This window comes from Chryseobacterium sp. CBo1, assembly GCF_001693475.1.
In the GTDB taxonomy this organism is placed as follows: Bacteria; Bacteroidota; Bacteroidia; order Flavobacteriales; family Weeksellaceae; genus Chryseobacterium; species Chryseobacterium formosense.
This window is the reverse complement of sequence record NZ_MAUH01000023.1, coordinates 118,237-137,922: the sequence shown is the minus strand read 5'-3', so window position 1 is coordinate 137,922 and position 19,686 is coordinate 118,237. Positions and strand designations below refer to the sequence as shown.

21 protein-coding genes are annotated in these 19,686 nt (G+C 34.4%); 10 read left to right on the top strand and 11 right to left on the bottom strand.

Features of this window, described 5'->3' with window-relative positions; translation table 11 throughout:
* Positions 1-26 precede the first annotated feature (26 nt).
* The 9 genes from BA768_RS13240 (at position 27) to BA768_RS13200 (ending at position 9,995) form a co-directional block, all read left to right on the top strand.
* Entirely contained in the window at positions 27-905 is an 879-nt protein-coding gene (locus BA768_RS13240) for a hemin ABC transporter substrate-binding protein (RefSeq protein ID WP_065721133.1), read from the top strand.
* Positions 889-1,929 carry a FecCD family ABC transporter permease gene (locus BA768_RS13235; RefSeq protein WP_065721132.1) on the top strand — a complete coding sequence of 347 codons (1,041 nt, stop codon included), beginning with the start codon at positions 889-891 and terminating at the stop codon, positions 1,927-1,929. The genes BA768_RS13240 and BA768_RS13235 overlap by 17 nt, the downstream gene beginning before the upstream one ends.
* Positions 1,929-2,702: a heme ABC transporter ATP-binding protein gene (locus tag BA768_RS13230; RefSeq protein ID WP_065721131.1), complete on the top strand. Its 774-nt coding sequence runs from the start codon at positions 1,929-1,931 to the stop codon at positions 2,700-2,702. Before BA768_RS13235 ends, BA768_RS13230 begins: the two co-directional genes overlap by 1 nt.
* A gap of 1 nt (position 2,703) precedes the next feature.
* Positions 2,704-3,354, top strand: a complete 651-nt coding sequence (locus BA768_RS13225; RefSeq protein ID WP_065721130.1) for a class I SAM-dependent methyltransferase — start codon at positions 2,704-2,706, stop codon at positions 3,352-3,354.
* Positions 3,355-3,357: 3 nt separating this feature from the next.
* Positions 3,358-4,386 (top strand): hemin-degrading factor, encoded by a 1,029-nt coding sequence (locus BA768_RS13220; protein ID WP_065721129.1) that lies wholly within the window; start codon positions 3,358-3,360, stop codon positions 4,384-4,386.
* Between the two features lie 653 nt (positions 4,387-5,039).
* Positions 5,040-5,912 carry a ChaN family lipoprotein gene (locus tag BA768_RS13215; protein WP_065721128.1) on the top strand — a complete coding sequence of 291 codons (873 nt, stop codon included), beginning with the start codon at positions 5,040-5,042 and terminating at the stop codon, positions 5,910-5,912.
* Between the two features lie 260 nt (positions 5,913-6,172).
* Entirely contained in the window at positions 6,173-6,802 is a 630-nt protein-coding gene (gene def / locus BA768_RS13210) for a peptide deformylase (RefSeq protein WP_065721127.1), read from the top strand.
* 271 nt (positions 6,803-7,073) lie between these two features.
* The gene (gene pheT, locus BA768_RS13205; RefSeq protein ID WP_065721126.1) at positions 7,074-9,476 is read left to right on the top strand and encodes a phenylalanine--tRNA ligase subunit beta; all 2,403 of its coding nucleotides are present in this window, start codon (positions 7,074-7,076) and stop codon (positions 9,474-9,476) included.
* A 108-nt stretch (positions 9,477-9,584) separates the two neighbouring features.
* Positions 9,585-9,995 (top strand): META domain-containing protein, encoded by a 411-nt coding sequence (locus BA768_RS13200; protein WP_034678617.1) that lies wholly within the window; start codon positions 9,585-9,587, stop codon positions 9,993-9,995.
* Between the two features lie 60 nt (positions 9,996-10,055).
* On the opposite strand, the gene BA768_RS13195 is transcribed toward BA768_RS13200, so the two are convergent.
* The 11 genes from BA768_RS13195 to BA768_RS13145 form a co-directional block, all read right to left on the bottom strand.
* Positions 10,056-10,295, bottom strand: a complete 240-nt coding sequence (locus BA768_RS13195; protein WP_007845674.1) for a hypothetical protein — start codon at positions 10,293-10,295, stop codon at positions 10,056-10,058.
* A 165-nt stretch (positions 10,296-10,460) separates the two neighbouring features.
* Complete coding sequence (locus BA768_RS13190) at positions 10,461-11,351, bottom strand: 3-hydroxybutyryl-CoA dehydrogenase (protein WP_185114198.1); 891 nt, start codon at positions 11,349-11,351, stop codon at positions 10,461-10,463.
* Positions 11,351-11,770: a hypothetical protein gene (locus tag BA768_RS13185; RefSeq protein ID WP_065721124.1), complete on the bottom strand. Its 420-nt coding sequence runs from the start codon at positions 11,768-11,770 to the stop codon at positions 11,351-11,353. The genes BA768_RS13190 and BA768_RS13185 overlap by 1 nt, the downstream gene beginning before the upstream one ends.
* A gap of 30 nt (positions 11,771-11,800) precedes the next feature.
* The gene (bla-A, locus tag BA768_RS13180; protein WP_065721123.1) at positions 11,801-12,679 is read right to left on the bottom strand and encodes a CGA/CIA family class A beta-lactamase; all 879 of its coding nucleotides are present in this window, start codon (positions 12,677-12,679) and stop codon (positions 11,801-11,803) included.
* A 99-nt stretch (positions 12,680-12,778) separates the two neighbouring features.
* Complete coding sequence (locus BA768_RS13175; RefSeq protein WP_065721122.1) at positions 12,779-13,489, bottom strand: LytR/AlgR family response regulator transcription factor; 711 nt, start codon at positions 13,487-13,489, stop codon at positions 12,779-12,781.
* Entirely contained in the window at positions 13,467-14,237 is a 771-nt protein-coding gene (locus BA768_RS13170; RefSeq protein ID WP_034678606.1) for a histidine kinase, read from the bottom strand. The genes BA768_RS13175 and BA768_RS13170 overlap by 23 nt, the downstream gene beginning before the upstream one ends.
* Positions 14,238-14,256: 19 nt before the next feature.
* The gene (locus tag BA768_RS13165; RefSeq protein WP_034678604.1) at positions 14,257-14,628 is read right to left on the bottom strand and encodes a hypothetical protein; all 372 of its coding nucleotides are present in this window, start codon (positions 14,626-14,628) and stop codon (positions 14,257-14,259) included.
* Between the two features lie 8 nt (positions 14,629-14,636).
* Positions 14,637-15,830: an alanine dehydrogenase gene (locus BA768_RS13160; protein WP_034678602.1), complete on the bottom strand. Its 1,194-nt coding sequence runs from the start codon at positions 15,828-15,830 to the stop codon at positions 14,637-14,639.
* 69 nt (positions 15,831-15,899) lie between these two features.
* Positions 15,900-16,307: a tRNA (adenosine(37)-N6)-threonylcarbamoyltransferase complex ATPase subunit type 1 TsaE gene (tsaE, locus tag BA768_RS13155; RefSeq protein WP_065721121.1), complete on the bottom strand. Its 408-nt coding sequence runs from the start codon at positions 16,305-16,307 to the stop codon at positions 15,900-15,902.
* A 67-nt stretch (positions 16,308-16,374) separates the two neighbouring features.
* On the bottom strand, positions 16,375-16,965 hold the full coding sequence (locus BA768_RS13150) for a transglycosylase domain-containing protein (RefSeq protein WP_065721120.1): 591 nt from the start codon (positions 16,963-16,965) through the stop codon (positions 16,375-16,377).
* A 7-nt stretch (positions 16,966-16,972) separates the two neighbouring features.
* A complete protein-coding gene (locus BA768_RS13145) occupies positions 16,973-17,590 on the bottom strand; it encodes a hypothetical protein (RefSeq protein ID WP_034678597.1) in 618 nt (205 codons plus the stop codon).
* Positions 17,591-17,697: 107 nt separating this feature from the next.
* On the opposite strand from BA768_RS13145, the gene dnaG reads away from it, so the two are divergent.
* Positions 17,698-19,668, top strand: coding sequence for a DNA primase (gene dnaG / locus BA768_RS13140; RefSeq protein ID WP_047477726.1), 1,971 nt, complete (start codon positions 17,698-17,700; stop codon positions 19,666-19,668).
* Positions 19,669-19,686 lie beyond the last annotated feature (18 nt).

The following is a 19,686-nucleotide window of genomic DNA, read 5'->3' as shown; positions in this document are numbered from 1 at the left end:
TAAAGTCCAATAATAATCAGTATAAAATGAAAAAATTCATCCTTGCAGCTTCTGTTTTAATGGCAGTGTATTCTTGCAAAAAAGAAGCTTATAAACCTACCGAAAACGGAAATGAAGTGGTTGCTGAAACTCCGAAATCAAATCATAAAATCGTCACCTTAAATGGAGGAATTACAGAAATCGTAGCGGCTTTAGGCCACGAAAAGGAAATTGTAGCAACAGATGTTACAAGTACCTATCCTGAATCTTTAAAGTCTTCTGCTGAGAATTTAGGTCACGTAAGATCAATTACTATTGAGCCGATCATGGCAGTGAGTCCTACGTTGATTTTAGCTTCAGATAAAGACATCAATCCGGAATTGATGGGCAAAATCAAGGCTTCAGGAATCAAAACCGAGACTTTCAAGCAGGAATATACGGTGGAAGGAACTAAAAAATTGATTACTGATGTAGCAAAAGCTATCGGCAATACAGATTATCAGAAATTAAACGATAAAATTGATGCAGATTTTAAGCAAATTCAGCCATTAGCTAAAAAACCGAAAGTCTTATTCATCTACGCAAGAGGTAATATGATGATGGTTTCCGGTAAAAATACGCCAATGGCCGCTTTGATCGGTCTTGCAGGAGGTGAAAACGCAATAAATGATTTTGAAGATTTCAAACCTTTAACTCCGGAAGCGGTTGTGAAAGCCAACCCGGACGTATTATTCTTTTTCTCATCAGGTCTTGAAAGTTCTGGTGGAAATAAGGGCGCTTTGGAAATGCCTGGTGTTTCTCAAACCAATGCGGGTAAAAACAAGAGAATTATCGCTATGGACGGAGGTCTAGTTTCAGGTTTCGGACCTAGATTGGGTGAGGCTGCAGTGTCATTAAACAAACTATTAGTTGAAAACACAAAATAAATTATATTTTTATTTCGTCACGAGTGTCCTTTTGCTAGTTATACTGGCAATTGTGGCACTTTATGTTGGCGTTTATGATTTCAATGGGGTTTCGCCTTTTACGGTTTTAATTCAGTTTATTCAGGGAGATCCGAATTTACAGTTAAGCGATAAATATGTGATCTGGGATGTGAGAGCGTCTCGAATTGTGATGGCGATTTTAGTTGGGAGTATGTTGGCGGTTTCAGGAACAAGCTTACAGGGATTGTTCAAAAATCCTTTGGCAACGGGAGATTTAATAGGTCTTACTTCGGGAGCGACTTTACTTGCCGCAATTTCAATTGTTTTAGGAGGGTATTTCAAAGAATATCTTCCTGAGATGGTTCAGTTTTCACTCACAGGTATTGCAGCTTTTATAGGAGCTTTGTTGGCAATGATGCTGGTTTACAGAATTTCTACAAGCGGTGGAAAGACCAATGTTGTCATGATGTTGCTGAGTGGTGTTGCGGTTACGGCAATCGGTTTTTCGATCACCGGGTTTTTGATTTATATATCTAAAGATGAGCAGTTAAGAGACCTTACTTTCTGGAATATGGGAAGTTTGGCAGCTGCAACCTGGACGAAAAATATTGTTTTGGCAGTCGTTGTTATCATTTCCTACACGGTTCTTCTTCCAAAAGGGAAAGCTTTAAATGCAATGATGTTGGGCGAAAAAGATGCACAGCATTTAGGAATCAATGTTGAAAAACTAAAAAAGCAGATTGTGATTATAACGGCTTTAATGGTCGGAACTTGTGTCGCTTTTTCAGGGACGATTGGTTTTGTAGGTTTGATTGTGCCTTACATTTTAAGGCTTTTATTTAAATCAAATTATACCTTCATTTTGCCTTTGTCTGCAGTTTGCGGAAGTATTTTGCTTTTGGTTGCCGATACATTCAGCAGAAGTATTGTACAGCCTTCGGAATTACCGATCGGTATTTTGACGGCATTGATGGGTGGTCCGATTTTCATTGCTATTTTAATTAAATTTAAAAAATCACTCTAATGATAAAAGCGCATCAGATCAATTATCTTCACAAAGATTTCCATATTTTGGATGGTGTAGATGTGTCATTAAATTATGGTGAATTTCTGGCTATTGTTGGTCCGAACGGAGCCGGAAAATCAAGCTTATTAAGTATACTGGCAAATGAAGTAAAACAGGGGAAGCAGAACATTCTGTTTAAAGATAAATCGATTTATGAATGGGAAGTCAGAGAATTATCGGTTCATAAAGCTAAATTTTCTCAGCACAATTCCAATGAAATTCCTTTACAGGTAAAAGATGTAGTAATGATGGGGCGATATCCTTATTTTGATTCTCAACCTAGAAAAGAGGATTTTGAAGCGATGAACAAATTGATGTACGAAACCGATGTTTATCATCTGAAAGAAAGAGATTATAACACTTTATCAGGAGGCGAAAAACAAAGGGTGCATCTTTCGAGAGTAATGGCTCAGCTTGAAAATGAAATCGAGCAAAAGCTTGTTTTTTTGGACGAACCTTTAAACAATCTTGATGTAAAACATCAGTATAAAGCGTTGGAAATCATTAGAAAATTTACAAACAATGCCAATTCAGCGATCGTAGTTTTGCATGACCTGAATCTTGCTGCCCAGTTTGCAGATAAAATTCTGTTGATGAAAGGCGGGAAAGTTTCGGCTTACGGAACTCCGGGAGAGGTGTTTACCTCAGAGAATATTTCTCAAGCTTATAACTTTCCATGCACGATCTGTCCGCATCCTGTGAATGGTACCCCAATGATTATTTTTGGATAAAATGGAAGAAAAAGATTTAAAAATATTAGCACAGAACCTTGCCAATCCACAGGGTGAAAAAGGCATTGAGATCGGTGAAATGATGAATGCCACCAATATTGGGATGACTCTGGAAAGCATCAAAACACTTTTAATTGAAGATAATGAGCATGTCCTTGAAATTGGTCACGGAAACGCAGGACATCTTAAAAATATTTTGAATAAAGCCAAAGAACTGAAGTACACAGGAATTGATATTTCTGAAACCATGAATAAAGAAGCCGGAAATCTGAATAAAGAGTTTAAAGATCAGGCTGAATTTATTTTGTATGAAGGAAAAAAGCTTCCTTTTAAAGATGAGGTTTTCGATAAGATTTTCACAGTAAATACAGTTTATTTCTGGGAGAATCCTGTCGATTTTCTGAACGAGATTTACAGAGTTTTAAAAGACAGCGGAACTTTTGTTTTAACGTTTGCCCAAAAAGATTTTATGGAGAAATTACCATTTACGGCTTATGATTTTAGGCTTTACAACAACTCCGAACTGGAAGAATTGATTTCTCAAAGTCATTTTAAAAGAATGAAAATCTCCGAAAAAGAAGAAGAAATAAAAAGCAAAACGGGTAACGAAACCATTAATAGAATTTACACAGTTTTAACCATAAAAAAATAAATAATGAGCACATTAGTTAACGATTTAAAAGAAAAGTGGGAAGCTCTGAAAGCAGAAAATCCACATTTAAGAATAAGAAATGCTGCCGATCAGTTGGGAGTAAGCGAAGCTGAATTGTTGGCAACGAACGTAGGAGAAAGTGTAACAGTTTTAAAACCTGAATTTCAAAATATCTTGACGGAGGTTGAAAAATTAGGTAAAGTAATGGCTCTTACAAGAAATGATGAATGTGTTCACGAAAGAAAAGGAACTTACCTGAATAGTGATTTCAGCAGTCCTCATGCGCAGCTTTTCGTAGGTGAAGAGATTGATTTGAGAATCTTTATGAACCACTGGAAGTTTGCTTTTGCGGTGGTGGAAGGCGATAAAAGAAGTCTTCAGTTCTTCGGAAAAGACGGTTTAGCACTTCATAAAATTTACCTTACAAAAGACAGCAATGTTGAAGCATTCGACGTTATCGTTGATCAGTTTAAAGCTGAAAATCAAAATGAAGTTTCAGAATTTGAAACGGTAGCTCCAAAAGCTCCTGAAAAAGCAGATTCAGAAATTGATGCTGAAGGTTTCAAAAAAGCATGGACAGAACTAAAGGATACGCACGATTTCTTTATGATGACCAGAAAATTCGGAGTATCAAGAACTCAGGCTTTGAGACTCGCTCCGGAAGGTTATGCTAAGAAAATTGATCCTTCAAAAGTGGTGAATGTGTTGGAAGATGCTTCAGAAAAACAACTTCCGATCATGATCTTCGTTGGAAACAGGGGGATTATTCAGATTCATACAGGAAATGTGAAGAAAACCTTATGGCATCAGCAATGGTTCAACGTAATGGATCCTGATTTCAACTTGCATTTAGACGTAACTAAAATTGCAGAAGCGTGGATCGTGAAAAAACCGACTGAAGACGGTGAAGTGACAGCAATTGAAGTATTCAACAAAGACGGAGAATTCATCGTACAGTTCTTCGGAAAAAGAAAACCGGGAATCCCTGAACTGCAAGAATGGAAAGATCTTGTAGCAGATTTAGAAAAATAAGAATTAAATGATTTGCCGAGACCGTTTTGTATGAAAATTCAAAGCGGTCTTTTTTGTTTTATTTGAAACATAAATTGCACAAATATTCTTCACTAACGACACTAGTTTGTAAATTTATAATTATTTGATAATGTAATATTAGTGTTGGAAAACGCAAAGACGCAAAAGTTTTTTAAATCTTACGTTTTTAAGGCGCAAGGATTTTATCGAAGATAAAATTTAAAAACTGCATATTTACTTAATTCGATTAGTTAATTATTTGCTGAAAATCTTTGATTTTCTTGCGCCTTAAAAAAGAATGGAAGTAAAAACATCTTTGCGCCTTTGCGAAAAACCAACAAGTCTTTAATCAGTTTAATTGTGATATTTTTGAAAATTATTAGTGTCATTAGTGTTTAAACCTTTGCAAAATAACATTTTAACGATGTAAATTCACATTTATGTGTTGCAACTTTACATTTTCGCATTGTAGTTTTACATTCTTGTAATGTAACTTCACTTTTTAGCTATGTGACTTTACTTTTTCTTATTGTAAATTAACATTCATGTGATGTGAAAATAATTATCGATTTATCGAAAAGATATCCAATAATAATTTTTGATATTTGTGAAATAATTTGTGCCCTTCGTGTTTAATAACCAAAAAATATAAGATGAAAAATATACTTATTGCCATATTAGTTTTATCATTCTCTGCATTTAAAGCCCAGAATTTTAAACCTTATCAGTTTTATAACCAAAAAGGAAAAGCGGTTAAAACCGAGAAAATGATCAAACAGCTTGCCGATTATGATGTGGTTTTCTTTGGTGAGCTGCACAACAATTCGATTGTTCACTGGCTTCAGTTGAAAGTTACGGAGGCTTTGTATGAGAAAAAAAATAAGCAGATTACTTTGGGAGCCGAAATGTTTGAAAGAGACAATCAGATTCAGCTTAATAAATATCTTGCAGGTAAAATAGAAGCCAAAAACCTGAAAGATTCAGTACGTTTATGGAACAATTATACGACAGATTACAGGCCTTTGGTTGATTTTGCAAAAGATAAAAACCTGAATTTTATCGCAACCAATATTCCGAGAAAATATGCTTCTCAGACAGCAAAAGAAGGTATTGAATCTTTGAATAAATTAAGCGAAAAAGAAAAATCCTACATCGCTCAGTTGCCGATCAATGTAACGCTAGATACTCCCGGCTATCAGGAAATGAAAAAAATGATGGGTGATCACGCAGAAGGAACGAAAGTGATGAATTTTATTTCAGCTCAGGCAACAAAAGATGCTACAATGGCAGAATCTATTCTGAAAAACCTGCAACCCGGAAAAACCTTCATTCATTACAACGGAAATTTCCACAGTAAAGAATTTGGTGGAATCTACTGGTACATCAAACAGAAAAACCCGAATCTGAAAATGGCAGTAATCTCCGTTTTCGAATCTGAAAATTCTGAATTGAAAGTTCCTGAAAAAGATTATATCCCAACAGATTTTAATCTGATTGTTCCGGCGGATATGACGAAAACCTATTAAGTTTAAAGAGACAAGTAAAAAGTAGAAAGAACCAATTTTAAAACTCTGGAAGATTGAGCAAATTAAGCAGAAAAAAATCTGCGAAATCTCCTAAATCTGCGAGAAAAAAAATGGTGAGGTCTGTCATTCATGCTGTGTCAGAATGGCAAATTGAAATATTCAATAGAAACGGGCTTTAGCCCGTTTTTTAATTTGAAAAATTCCATTGGCTTTAGCCAAAACTTAAAAACATCTTTATCTTTGTTTGATATAATTTAAAAATGAAAAAACTCTCCATACTTTTCGTTCTATTCATCGGTTTCATCAACGCACAAAAATTTTCAAAATCTGAGATAGAACTGATTAATCAGGGAAATATCAATTCAGCGTTACCTATTTATCAGACAACGGATGAACATCAGCATAAAACCTTACTCAATCTTTCCGCAGAAATCGATCCACTGGATAAAAACACGGCGACTTTGGTGAAAAGAATGAAAGAATCCCTTTTGTCTACCGACGGTGGAGTAGGAATCGCTGCACCGCAAGTCGGAATCAATAGAAAAGTAATTTGGGTACAGCGTTTTGATAAAGAAGGTGAACCGTTGGAATATTTCATCAATCCGGTCATTACATGGAGATCAGAATTACAGAATCTCGGTCCGGAAGGAGATTTGTCGATTCCAGAATTTAGAGACCAGTTTTACAGAAGCAAAGTGATTCAGCTGGAATATGTTGATTTAAAAGGTCAGAAATTTTCAGAAATGGTAGAGGGTTTTACAGCGGTTATTTTCCAACATGAAATCGACCATCTTTTCGGAATTTTAATTTCAGATAAAAAAGAAAAAGAAAAGAATGATTCTTATCAACCTGTTGATGCGTTTAAGAAAAGTGATGCTGTGGGGAGGTAAAATCTTTGCATCATTTTCAAAATAATAGAATTAAATATTTTACGTCTTTGTGTTTTCCAACAAGACTCCAAAAATTTTCAAGAAAATAAATTTATCTGATAATAGTTTTTCTTCAATCCAAATAAGCCTTTATATGATTTTTTTAACCTTTTTGAATTTCGGTATTTCTTAAAAAAACACGACATTTGTAGACGCAAAATTCAGAGGTATTGCTTGTTGTTAAAAACAGCGAATACAATTCTGAAGATTAATTTTTATAAAATTTCTACTAATGAAAATATCAAGCAACTGGCTGAAAGACTACATCAAAACAGATTTGAAAACCGAGAGAGTCGGCGAATTTCTTACAGATATCGGTCTTGAAGTTGAGGGAATAGAAAAGTTTGAAAGTGTAAAAGGAAGTCTTGAAGGCATCGTTGTAGGAAAAGTTCTGACGTGTGAGAAACATCCGAATGCGGATAAATTAAACAAAACAACTGTAGATGTTGGGAACGGGAAAGTTTTAAACATCGTTTGTGGTGCTCCGAATGTTGCAGAAGGACAAACCGTACCTGTTGCTATAGTCGGAACTAAAATTTATGCTAAAGACGGAAGTTTTTTCGAAATTAAAGAAGCTAAAATCAGAGGTGAAGTTTCTCAGGGAATGATCTGTGCAGAAGATGAGTTAGGTTTGAGCAACGATCACGGCGGAATTATGGTTTTAGACGAAACAAAATATGAAGTCGGGAAAAACTTTGCAGATTATTTTGAATTAACGAATGATGAAGTTCTGGAAATCGGGTTAACGCCAAACAGAACCGACGCCATGTCACACTATGGTGTTGCAAGAGATCTTTATGCCTTTCTTTCAACAAACAAGCAGAAATCCGACTTTGAAAAAGTGTCTTCAGTGGCTTTAAACAACGAAGGTTCCCATGATTTTACTCTTGAAGTTGAAGATACAGAATTAACGCCAAGATATATCGGTGCCGTTATTGAAAACGTAAAAGTGGCAGATTCTCCATCTTGGTTAAAAAACAGATTAAAAGCCATCGGCTTGAGCCCGATCAACAATATTGTAGATATTACCAACTATATTCTTCACGGTTTCGGACAGCCGCTTCACGCTTTTGATGCCGATAAAATTGCCGATAAAAAAGTAAAAGTAGGAACCGTTGCAGAAGGTACAAAATTCACAACTTTAGATGGTGTTGAAAGAAAACTGAACGGTTCTGAAATAATCATTAAAGACGGTCAGGATAACCCAATGTGTATTGCCGGAGTTTTTGGTGGTGCGAATTCTGGAGTTTCTGACGAGACAAAAACGATCTTCCTGGAAAGCGCTTATTTTAATCCGGTTGCGGTAAGAAAAGGTGCAAAATTCCATGGTTTGAATACGGATGCTTCTTTCAGATTTGAAAGAGGGGTTGATCCGAATATTACAAGAACAGCCATTACTCATGCCATTAAGTTAATTGAAGAATTAGCAGAAGGAAAATTAGTAGGAGAGTTGTTGGAAGAATATCCTAAGAAAATCGAAGATAATTATGTGATCATCAGATTTTCAAAAATCGAACAGATTTTAGGAACAAAAATTCACAGAGAAAAAGTAAAAGAAATTTTAAAAGCACTTGAAATTCAGGTATTGAATGAAATTCAAAATGGCTTTGAAATCTCTGTTCCTGCTTACAGAGCTGATGTAACTAGAGAAATCGATGTTATTGAAGAGATTTTAAGAATCTACGGATACAACAAAATTGATGCTCCCCAAAAAATATCTTTTACCCCTGTAAAATTAAGCGCAAACGACCAGGATGAACTGGAAAATTTTTGGGCAAGAAATTTACAGAGTTTAGGTTTCAATGAAGTGATGAACAATTCATTAACTTCTGTAAAAGATGAAGCCGATGCTGTGAAATTATTAAACCCATTAAGCGGAGATTTGGCATTTATGAGAAAATCTTTGCTGGAAGGTCTTTTGCAGAATGCAGTGTACAATATCAACAGAAAAAACCAGGATATTAAGTTTTTCGAATTCGGAAAAATCTATCATAAAAGAGAAAAGTACGAAGAGAGAAAGCAGTTGGCAATTTTAGTTTCCGGAAGAAATGTTGCTGAAAACTGGTTGCAGCCAAAATCAGCGACCGACTTCTACAATCTGAAAGCTTATGTAAAAGTTTTGTTGGAAAGATTGGCGATCGATTATAAAGAAGTTGCTCTGGATGACGAAAGATTCTCTGATGCGATTGCTTATGAAGCTGAAGGTAAAACTTTGGTAAGAATAGGAAAAGTTGCTCCTCAGATGCTAAAAGATTTCGATGTAGACCAGGAGTGTTTCTATGCAGAAATCGAGCTTGAATTTGCTCAGGAATTGCGTTCTAAGAATGAACTGAAATTCAAAGATATTCCTAAATTCAACAAGATCAGAAGAGATTTGGCATTGTTGATTGATAAAAATATTACCTACCAGGAATTGTATCAGACCGCTAAAAAGAATAAATCTCCTTTCATTAAAAACATTAATCTTTTTGATGTTTACGAAGGGAAAAATCTTCCGGAAGGCAAAAAATCGTATGCAATGAGTTTTGAATTATTAAACGAAGAAAAAACGCTTGAGGAAAAAGAAATTTCTCAGGTAATGGATTCTTTAATTAAGTCTTTCCAGAAAGAATTCAATGCAGAATTGAGAGGATAAAAATATTCATTTCATATATACTAAAGACTATCTTTTAAGGTAGTCTTTTTATTTGTTCGGAGTTTTTATCAATAATTTCCGTAAATTTGAGCTAAATCAAAAAGTAACATGAAAAATATAGTTCTAGGAATATTCGCAATGGCGCTTGTAGCATCGTGCGGAACAATGAAAAATTCGTCAACATCGAAAGTGGGTAAAGCACAACCCTCGATTGCCAATACAAAATGGACTTTAGCGGATAACGTAAAAGGACAGACTCCTACATTGAATATTGAAGGATCAAAACTGAATGGTAATGCAGGTTGCAACAGATATTTCGGTTCTGTAGTGATGGAAACCGCTTCGGGAACTTTCACTCCGTCGCAGATGGGATCTACCAAAATGGCTTGCGAAAATATGAGCGTTGAGAAAAACTTTATGGATATGATTCAGAAAGCCAATAAATATGTAGTTTCTGGAACTACTTTAGAATTGTATCAGGATAATCTGTTGTTATTGAAATTCAATAAAACTGAATAAATAGAATAAAATAAAAAAGGAACTCGCAATGAGTTCCTTTCTTTTTATAAGTGAATTTTCTTATTCTTCCTCTTCTTCGTCGTACTTAGCCAACTCTTCGTCGCACCACTTGAAAGCTGCTTCCACTACTTTAGTAGCTTCGTCTGCCATTGTTTCTTCATCGTCACCTTCCAAATCATCAAGCCACTCAACTTCCTCTTCTTCAACGTTTAAGATGAATCTTGGATATTCTGTATGAACTACAAATAAATCTTCAGGAAATTCCGAATTGTCTGCTAATAAAAACTTTGGTAATTTCATTTTTTTAATGTTTTAACTTTAAATCAAAGATAATAAAATTATTGGTATTTGTTCTCTTTGAGGTATAATTTTGTTGAATTCAATTTTTTAAACTGAGCGAATGTCTCAAAACAATGAATAAAAATTTACTTTAAAATTCAGAGTTCAAATCACTGAGGATTTTTCTTATTTTGAAAACATTTTCGCTACTTTCTCGGCTTTTTTGCTCTCAGAATAATCGTAGAAACCTTCTCCCGATTTTACACCTAATTTTCCTGCCATTACCATGTTTACCAATAAAGGGTTTGGTGCATATTTAGGATTTTTGAAGCCGTCATACATAACGTTTAAGATCGCTAAACAAACATCCAAACCAATGAAGTCTGCCAGTTGAAGTGGTCCCATCGGATGAGCCATTCCTAATTTCATTACGGTATCGATTTCTTCAACACCTGCAACGCCATTATACAATGTTTCGATCGATTCATTGATCATCGGCATCAGAATTCTGTTGGCCACAAAACCAGGATAATCATTCACTTCTACCGGAACTTTTCCTAAAGTTTTGCTCATTTCATAAATCGAATCAAAAGTTTCTTTTGAAGTAGAGTAGCCTTTGATAATTTCTACCAATTTCATAATCGGCACAGGATTCATGAAGTGCATTCCGATTACTTTGTCGGCTCTTTTTGTCGCAGCAGCAATTTTTGTAATAGAAATTGAAGAAGTGTTGGTTGATAAAATGCAGTTTTCAGGGGCAAACTCATCCATCTGAGCGAAAATTTTCAGTTTCAGATCCTGATTTTCAGTCGCAGCTTCTACAACTAAATCAGCATTGGTTACCGCATTTTTCAGTTCCGTGAAGGTCGTAATATTTCCTAAGGTTTCAGCTTTTTGCTCTTCTGTAAGATTTCCTTTGGCAATTATTCTGTCAAGATTAGTGGTTATCGTTTTTAATCCTCTGTCTAAAGCGTCCTGAGATACATCAACTAAATTTACTTTAAAACCGCTTTGTGCGAAAGTGTGTGCAATACCATTTCCCATGGTTCCTGCTCCGATAACGACAATGTTTTTGATCATTTTACTTTTTCTTTTTTATATATAGTTAAATTATTAATCTGCTTAAGATTTTCTTTTTTTACAGGCTGAGAACTGAAGTTCACGATTCCGTCACTGTTTTGGTTTTTTGCATTATTCTGCGAATTTACTGCTGTTTCCAGACCTTTTAAGAACTTACTTTTTTGAGATTTCGAAAGTGCATCAATTCCGATAAACAGTTTAAATTCGCCTTCTCTTCCCAAACCTGACTGTCTGAAGATTTCAATCGCTTTTGTTTTGTTTTTGCTTTGAAAAGTTTCAACATAATTCATCACCGGAGCTGTGGAGGGCGGTCCGCAACAAATACTGTTGTAGCTTATTTCATAGAAGTTTTCACTTTTCTGGGCAAAGAAAAATGTACTTACAAAGACTGCGAAAACTAAAAATATTTTTTTCATTTTAATGGTTTTAAAATTAAGCTTAAAATTTTACTTATTAAAATAATCCCAAACGATCTTTGAAATGTCTGAAATCATCTTACAGTTTACAACCTCTGTTTCTGTAGAATTGTTTACAAATACAGCTATTGCATAATGTTTGCCATTCGGTAAGGTTACAATTCCCATATCGTTTTCTGCAACCGTTAAATCATTGTCGTATTTCCCGGAAGCTCCCGTTTTATGGACAATAGGAGTGTTTTTAGGAAGCTGTTCTACTAGTTTATTCATTCCGGTTTTTGTTCCGAGCATGATTTTCATTAAATAATCAGTTGATTTTTTTGAGAGAATTTTTCCGTCATAAAAACTTTTAAGGAGAGTTACAGCAGATTTTGTGGTGCTGTAATTTTTGTATTGATTTTTCCAGTCTTTGTGCATTTCATCTTCATTTACTTTGATCTGAAAGCCTTTTACACCTTTAGAATCCATAAATTTCTGAACAGTTTGTGTTCCACCGATCATTTTTAATAATTTGTCGCAGCCGTTATTATCACTTAATGCAACGGTGTAGTCGATAATTTCATCCAAAGTCAGTTCAATATCACCTGTAGGATATTTTTCTTTTATCGGTGACCAGGTTTTTGGTAATAATTCAGATTCTTTTAAAACAACTTTTTGATTTAAGGATAATTTTCCCTGATCAACAAGATCCAAGACCGCGCAAGCAATGTGAAACTTGAAAACACTTAAAGTCGGCAGTTTTTTATTGGCATTTTTATCATATTTAAATCCATCCTCAAATCCTAAAACAGAAACTCCTACGGTTGCTTTTTTATCTTTAATAATGGAGCTTATTTTCTGGTCTAAAAGAGATTGCTGGGCAAAAGTGAATGCCGAGATCAAAAGGAAAAGAAGACTTGTTTTTTTCATATTATTTTGTTTAAAATTGAATCTGAAAGTGATTTGCAATTTAAGACTTTTTAGAAATAAGCAGACGAAATTTTAATCTGAAATAAAAGAAAACAGTTTCTACTTTCCGAACATTTCCATCAAAGAATTTCTATATGTTTCACCAATATGAAGCTTTAGAAACTGATCAGAATCTGTAGAAATTGTGGTGATAATTTCGTTGGTAGATAAAACTTTTACCGATGATAAAGCAATGATCTCTTTTTTATTCACCTGTGCAAAATCCTTTGAAGGGAGCATCTCCAAAAGGGATTTGAAATTGAGATTTTTTAGAACGATCATTGTTCCGTCTTTCAGAATAATATCTTTGTCTCGACTGTCGATTTCCGAAGTTTTGATGTAAGCAATCTGCTCTGTGAAAATGGTAGATTTACCAATATTGGTATTCCATTCAATGAATTCCTTCTTTTGAGTACTGCTTAAAAGATCGGCTGCCTTTTCAAATGCCTGAATCAGCCTTTCTTTTTTGATCGGTTTTCTTACGTAATCCACAACATTGAGGTCAAAAGCTTCGGCTGCATATTCTTTATAAGCAGTGGTGAAAATGATTTTTTTCGATCCGGAAATCAGTTCTGCAACCTGTAAGCCGGTCATTCCTGGCATTTCGATGTCTAAAATACAGAGGTTACAATCAATGTTTTCAATTTCACTCAAAAAGATTTTAGGATCATTAAAAGCTCTTACAACTTCTACATTATCAATTTGTTCGCAGAGAAGTTTAAGATAGCTTATCGCTAACAATTCATCATCAAGAATAACGCATTTTATCATAGAATTCTCCTAAATTGATTGTTAATTCTGCCGTGAAGATACCGTTTTTTGAGTTTTTCTGAAGCGAATAAAAATTGGTATAAATCATTTTAAGCCTTTGATCTAAAGACTGGCTTCCGAATCCGCTGTTTTCTTTGGGCAAAACATTTTTCAGGGAAGCTTTATTGCTTACTTTCATGGAGAAAATTCCGCCTTCGAGCTCCATTTGTATAGAAATAAATGAATCCTGTGCTAAAAAATCGGTGTGTTTAAAAGCATTTTCAATTAGATCAACCGAAATAAGCGGTGCAAAAACTTTTTCCTCAAAAATAGAATCCGACTTGTCAATTTTAGATTTAATTCTGAAATCAAAAAGCGGGTTGATCTTTATCTTATTAATTTCTATAAGGCTTAAAGCAAACTGCAGCTCTTCTTTTGGGCTTACAAATTTGTTGTTGCTTTCGTACAAAATGTAATCCAGAACATTTGCCAATTTATCAAGCGACATATAGGTCTGATAAGCGTGTGACTGTACAGAATTGAGAATGTTTTTAAATAAATGCGGATTGAGCTTTGTACCGATATGCTCAAGCTGAACATCATTTAGTTTCTGCTCTATTAATTTGTTGGCTGCGTTTAGCTTTAGATTTCTGTTTTTTAAACGCTGATTTTGCCCGAAAAGATAAATACTTGCTGCAAGAAACAGGAAAATGGCAAAAACTCCGATGAAAATCAGATAATCCTGAACCAGATAGAGATTGCCTTCCATTTTAATTTAGAATTGAGACTTATTTAAGCTTTTTCAGATTATTCAGAACTGCTTTTTCCTCACACTTTTCAAATGTAACTTCATAAACAGGATTTTTTTCAGGATAGGTTATAACGTAATCCGGACAAGGCTTTTTCTGAGCATGGCTACGGTCAAAATCTATTTTTCCTAAAGTAATGATGCTGTCTTTTAAGAATTTTTCGTTAATCTTTAAAGTTGTCATTTCAGCTTTAAACTGATCGGAATACGTAAAATCTTTTGAAAGTGTTTCTGCAATCACACGGCTGTTTGGTAAATAACCGCTGCAGCTAACACCTTTTTTATTAAGAACAAAAAATACAATAATCAATCCCGGAACAAGACCGATTAAAAAGAATTTTATTTTTTTCATGAAGAAAATTAGAAAATTAAAAGATTGATGTCGTGATAGGTAAGTCCGAAACGGTCGCAGATCACTTTCTTGGTGTGTCTTCCTTTATACATATAAAGACTTTGCTTCATTTCGTTTTTACGGATCAGCATATTTTCAAAACCACCTTCTTCATCGTAATTCAAAATATAAGAAAGGAAGAAATTGGAGATTGCTTTCGTGGTTGTTCTTGGCATTTTCGAAGTAAGATTCGGTAATCCGCAGTGAATAACGCCGTGTTTGATGATATAAGGATCTTCCATTGTCGTCAGCTCAGAAGTTTCGATGGCTTTTCCGTTGTCGATCACAATGTCAATAATAACGCTGCCTTTTTTCATTTTCATGACCATATCTTCGGTTACGATCGGCTGCATATTGAGTCTTGGCAAAGCTCCGATAACGACATCGGCTCTTCTTAAGCTTTTACTTAATTCTTTAGGATCGATAATCGATGTCGGAACACGGCTGTCAACCAATGTGTGAAGCCTTCTAAGTTTTGAAAGTGAATTATCAAAAACCTTTACACTCGCTCCCAAACCGATTGCGGCCTTTGTGGCAAATTCACCAACGATTCCTGCTCCTAAAACGACAACTTCGGTAGGTCTTACACCTGTAATTCCGCCCAGCATTAAGCCATTTGAAAGGGCTAATAATTCTGATGCATATAAAATAGAAACGGATCCTGCAATTTCGCCAATCAGTCTTACCAATGCCAATTGTTTGTATTCGTCAGCAATAAATTCGAAAGCAATTGCATTGACTTTTTTCTCTGCTAATTTTAAGAAATAATCTTTGTCTCTTAAATTGATCTGAAGGGCAGAAACCAGATACGTATTGGGTTTAAAATAATCTATTTCCTCTTCTGTAGGAGGATTTACTTTTAAAACCAGATCCTGAGAAAAAGCTTCTTTTGCATCCTGCGTAATTCTTGCACCTGATTCTGAATACTGTAAATCTGTGAAAAATGAGCCCTGTCCTGCACCGGATTCGATGATAATTTCGTGGCCGTGCTCTACTAAAACCTGCACCGCATCTGGTGTAATACATGCTCTTCTTTCGTTGAGGCAAGTCTCTTTAGGAATTCCTATACTGAATTGTTTCCCTTTTTTTATAACTTCCAACTTTTCCTCCTTTGGCATTAATTCTTCCTCGGAAAAAGGAGTAAAAATATTTGTCGTACTCATTTTTGATACAATTATGGCTTACAGAAAATTATTTTGTACAATCGATTTCTTTAAGCAAAGATATACTATTTATTCGAATGTGATTTCTCTGCTTTCACCTGTACTATTGATGCTCATTGAATGGTATTCTAAACCGTAAAGCTCGTCTTCATACACTTCCGGCCATTCTATGATGCACAGAAATGAATTGTCGAGATATTCTTCGATACCAATATCGTACACTTCATCAATATTTTTTAGACGATATAAATCAAAATGATAAATTTTTCCTTTGGGTGATTTGTATTCGTTTACAATAGAGTAAGTAGGGGAGTTCACTTCATCTTCACTGCCAAGATTTTTCAATAAAAACTGAGTGAAAGTAGTTTTACCAGCCCCTAAATTTCCTTTTAATAAAAGAATATTGTGTTTCAGTTCGGGTAAAATTGAGTTTACGACATTTTGCCAGTCGCTGATGTTTTTAATTTCGAAATACATGAAATTTATTTAAGACTACAAAATTAATAAAACCTTTTAGCTATAAATAAATTTTAAAACAGAATTATTAATTGTTTGAGTTTTTTAAATACAGCTGATATAACTGTTCAGTTCTTTTCTTGGCATTTTCAGGATTTCTATTTCGGTTATTTTTTAAAGGTTTTTCATATAATGCGAAAACTTCTGCAACTTCAATAGGTTTTAAATTTTCAACTGGTTTATTGAATAAAGATTTTGAAACACTGTCAATTCCCTCTCTATTTTCTAAAAAATCAAAACTGCTTAAATTAAAGTTTAAACATTCATTTTGGCTAAAATTATGTTCTATATATCGTGTCACAAGGATGTAATCAAGTGCAGATAGATTTTTGATATTTAATTGAGGCATAATTTTATGCGTCATTTGATAACAAGGGCAATCTTTTTGAGAATAGGAATTAAGAAGAAAGTTCCACGAATTTTTTGATAACGAATTTTTGTAAATAGTATTGTAAAAGCTGGTTATGTTTTGCGGAAGACTTTTATTAGTTTTTAAATTATTAGTTATCATTCTTTTTGCATCTATATTTAAGATATAATTTCCGCCAAATCCTAGATATAAAATAAACAGAGAAATTAATGTAAGAAACAGAAAAAATATTCTTTTGAGATATTTCATTATTAAATTATTTTACTTCAATAAACACATCTCCTTCCGCAAGATTTGCCTTTACACTGCTGTTTCCACAAGCTTCCCAAACCATTGGATTTGTATCTGAAATAGGATAGCTTTGAAGTATGTTCTGCTTCTTAATTATATTTTGAAGTGAAAAAGTATCATCAAAATAAATTAAAAAATCTCCTGTTTCCTGAGGAATGAGTTTAACTTCATATCGAAAAAGTTTTGATCCCGTATCTTCTGTTGCAGAGTTATACAGCATAGAGTTAGGGCAGTTTACATAATTATCGATCTGAAAATCTTTTGATATAATTTTAAATTTATCGAGCGAATATTTTAAATTATAAGCACTCTGATTTTTTAATAACTTAGAAGCAGAAATCATGAAAAGTGGATTTCCTTCCATTTTCACCGAATCTTTTGAAACCACATTAAATCCTTTTACAGAAACACGACCGTAAATGGTAATGGTATCATTTACATGATATACTTTCGAATTATCTAAACTGATTTTTATTTTATTCGGTACTACTTCAATATCTTCCTCATGAAAGCCTGAACAATCTGTAGACATCAAAAGGTGAAGACTCAAAATAAAAACTAAAACAGAATAAATTTTCTTCATTTATTTTTTTTGCTAAAAATACACTAAAAAACAATGACTTAAACTGAAATTTTTGCAATTAGATGTAAATTAGCTTGAGCTCAAAATCATTTCATTATTTTTGCAGTATGATTTCCAAACAGACGATCGATAAAATATTTTCAACAATCCGCGTAGAAGAGATTGTTGGTGAATATGTGCAGCTGAAAAGAGCGGGATCAAATTTTAAAGGTTTGAGTCCGTTTCATGAAGAAAAGTCGCCGAGTTTTGTAGTTTCTCCAAGTAAGCAGATTTGGAAAGATTTTTCAACCGGAAAAGGAGGTACAGCGATTTCTTTTTTAATGGAAATCGAAAATTTCACCTATCCTGAGGCACTTCGCCACGCTGCCAAAAAATACGGAATCGAAATTGAAGAAGACCAGCGTGAATTTTCAGAGGAAGCAAAAAATGCCCAATCTGAAAGAGATTTGCTTTATAAAATTCATGAAGTAGCGAACGATTTTTTTCAGAATATTCTTTGGGAAAACGAAGAGGGTAGAGCAATCGGACTTTCGTATTTCAGAGAGCGTGAACTGAAAGATGATATCATCAGAAAGTTCCAGCTTGGTTTTTCGCCCGAAAAGAAAAATGCTTTTACAGAATTTGCGATTGAAAAAGGTTATACCAAAGAAGTTTTAGAGAAATCTGGACTTTCTATTTTTCCTGAAAATGCTCCGAATGGAATCGACCGTTTCCGTGAAAGAGTTATGTTCCCGATTCACAGTTTTTCGGGAAGGGTTTTAGGTTTTGGCGCAAGAATTCTTAAGAATAATATTAAAACTGCCAAATATCTCAACTCACCTGAAACCGAGATTTATCATAAATCGAATGTTCTTTATGGCTTAAATCAAAGCAAACAGGCAATTTCAAGAAAAAATGTCTGTCTTTTGGTGGAAGGTTATATGGATGTAATTTCACTTCATATGTCCGGAATTGAGAATGTTGTCGCAAGTTCGGGAACTTCTTTAACGACGGAACAAATTAAACTTATAAAAAGGCTTACGGAAAATGTAACGATTCTTTTTGATGGTGATAATGCAGGAATAAAAGCGAGTTTCAGAAGTATCGATATGCTTTTAACGGAAGGAATGAACATCAGAGTGCTGCTTTTTCCTGATGGTGACGATCCGGATTCTTTTGCCCGAAAACATCCGCAGGAATATGTGGAGAAATTCATCGAAAATCAGGCGATGGATTTTATTGATTTTAAAGCGGAAATTCTTTTAAAAGAAGTCGGAAATGACCCGATCAAGAAAGCTGAAGCAATCAGGGATATTGTAAAATCGGTTTCTTTTGTTCAGAATGCTTTGAAAAAGGAAGTTTATCTAAAAGAAGTTTCCACAAAATTCGGACTGTCGGAGCAGAGTTTATTTAATGAACTTGATATTCAGAAACAGATTACCCAAAATCAGACTCAGAAAGCTCAGGCAAAAGCGGAAGAAAAACCGATTCAGCTGAAAGTTTCCGATGAGCCTGTTTCAGAATTAGATTTAATTCTTTTTCCTGTAACAAAACTCGAAAATGATTTAATAAAACATATTCTGAATTATGGTGACATGATTCTTCATCGAACTACACCCGACAATCAAAAGTATGACATCACGGTGATTGAAGAGATTCTGCATCATTTCGAAGAAGATAACTATGAGTTTCAGGTTGAAATCAATAAAGAAATTGTAAGGCACATCAAAGAAGGGATTGACAATGAAGAGCTCCGCAAAGGAAGTTTCTTTTTTACCTTGATGGATGAAGAAATAAGCTCTGCAGCCGCCAATTCGATGAATATCTACAATGATCTTCAGGACTGGACGACCAGAAATATTGATGCACCCAATTATGGTGATAAAATGCCTGAACAGGTTGCCGGAGATATCCTGATTCACAAATTTAGATACGTTAATTTTCTGATTGCCAAATTCACAAAAGAACTTTCTGAAATTCCCGATCCGGAATTCTATTTTGCGGCGATAAAAAAAATACAGATGCTTTCTGAAGTTCGTGTAGAGCTTGCCAAAATTCTGGATTATTCTGCAATTACGGGTATTTACACTTACAAATAACTCTAACTTTTTAATTTT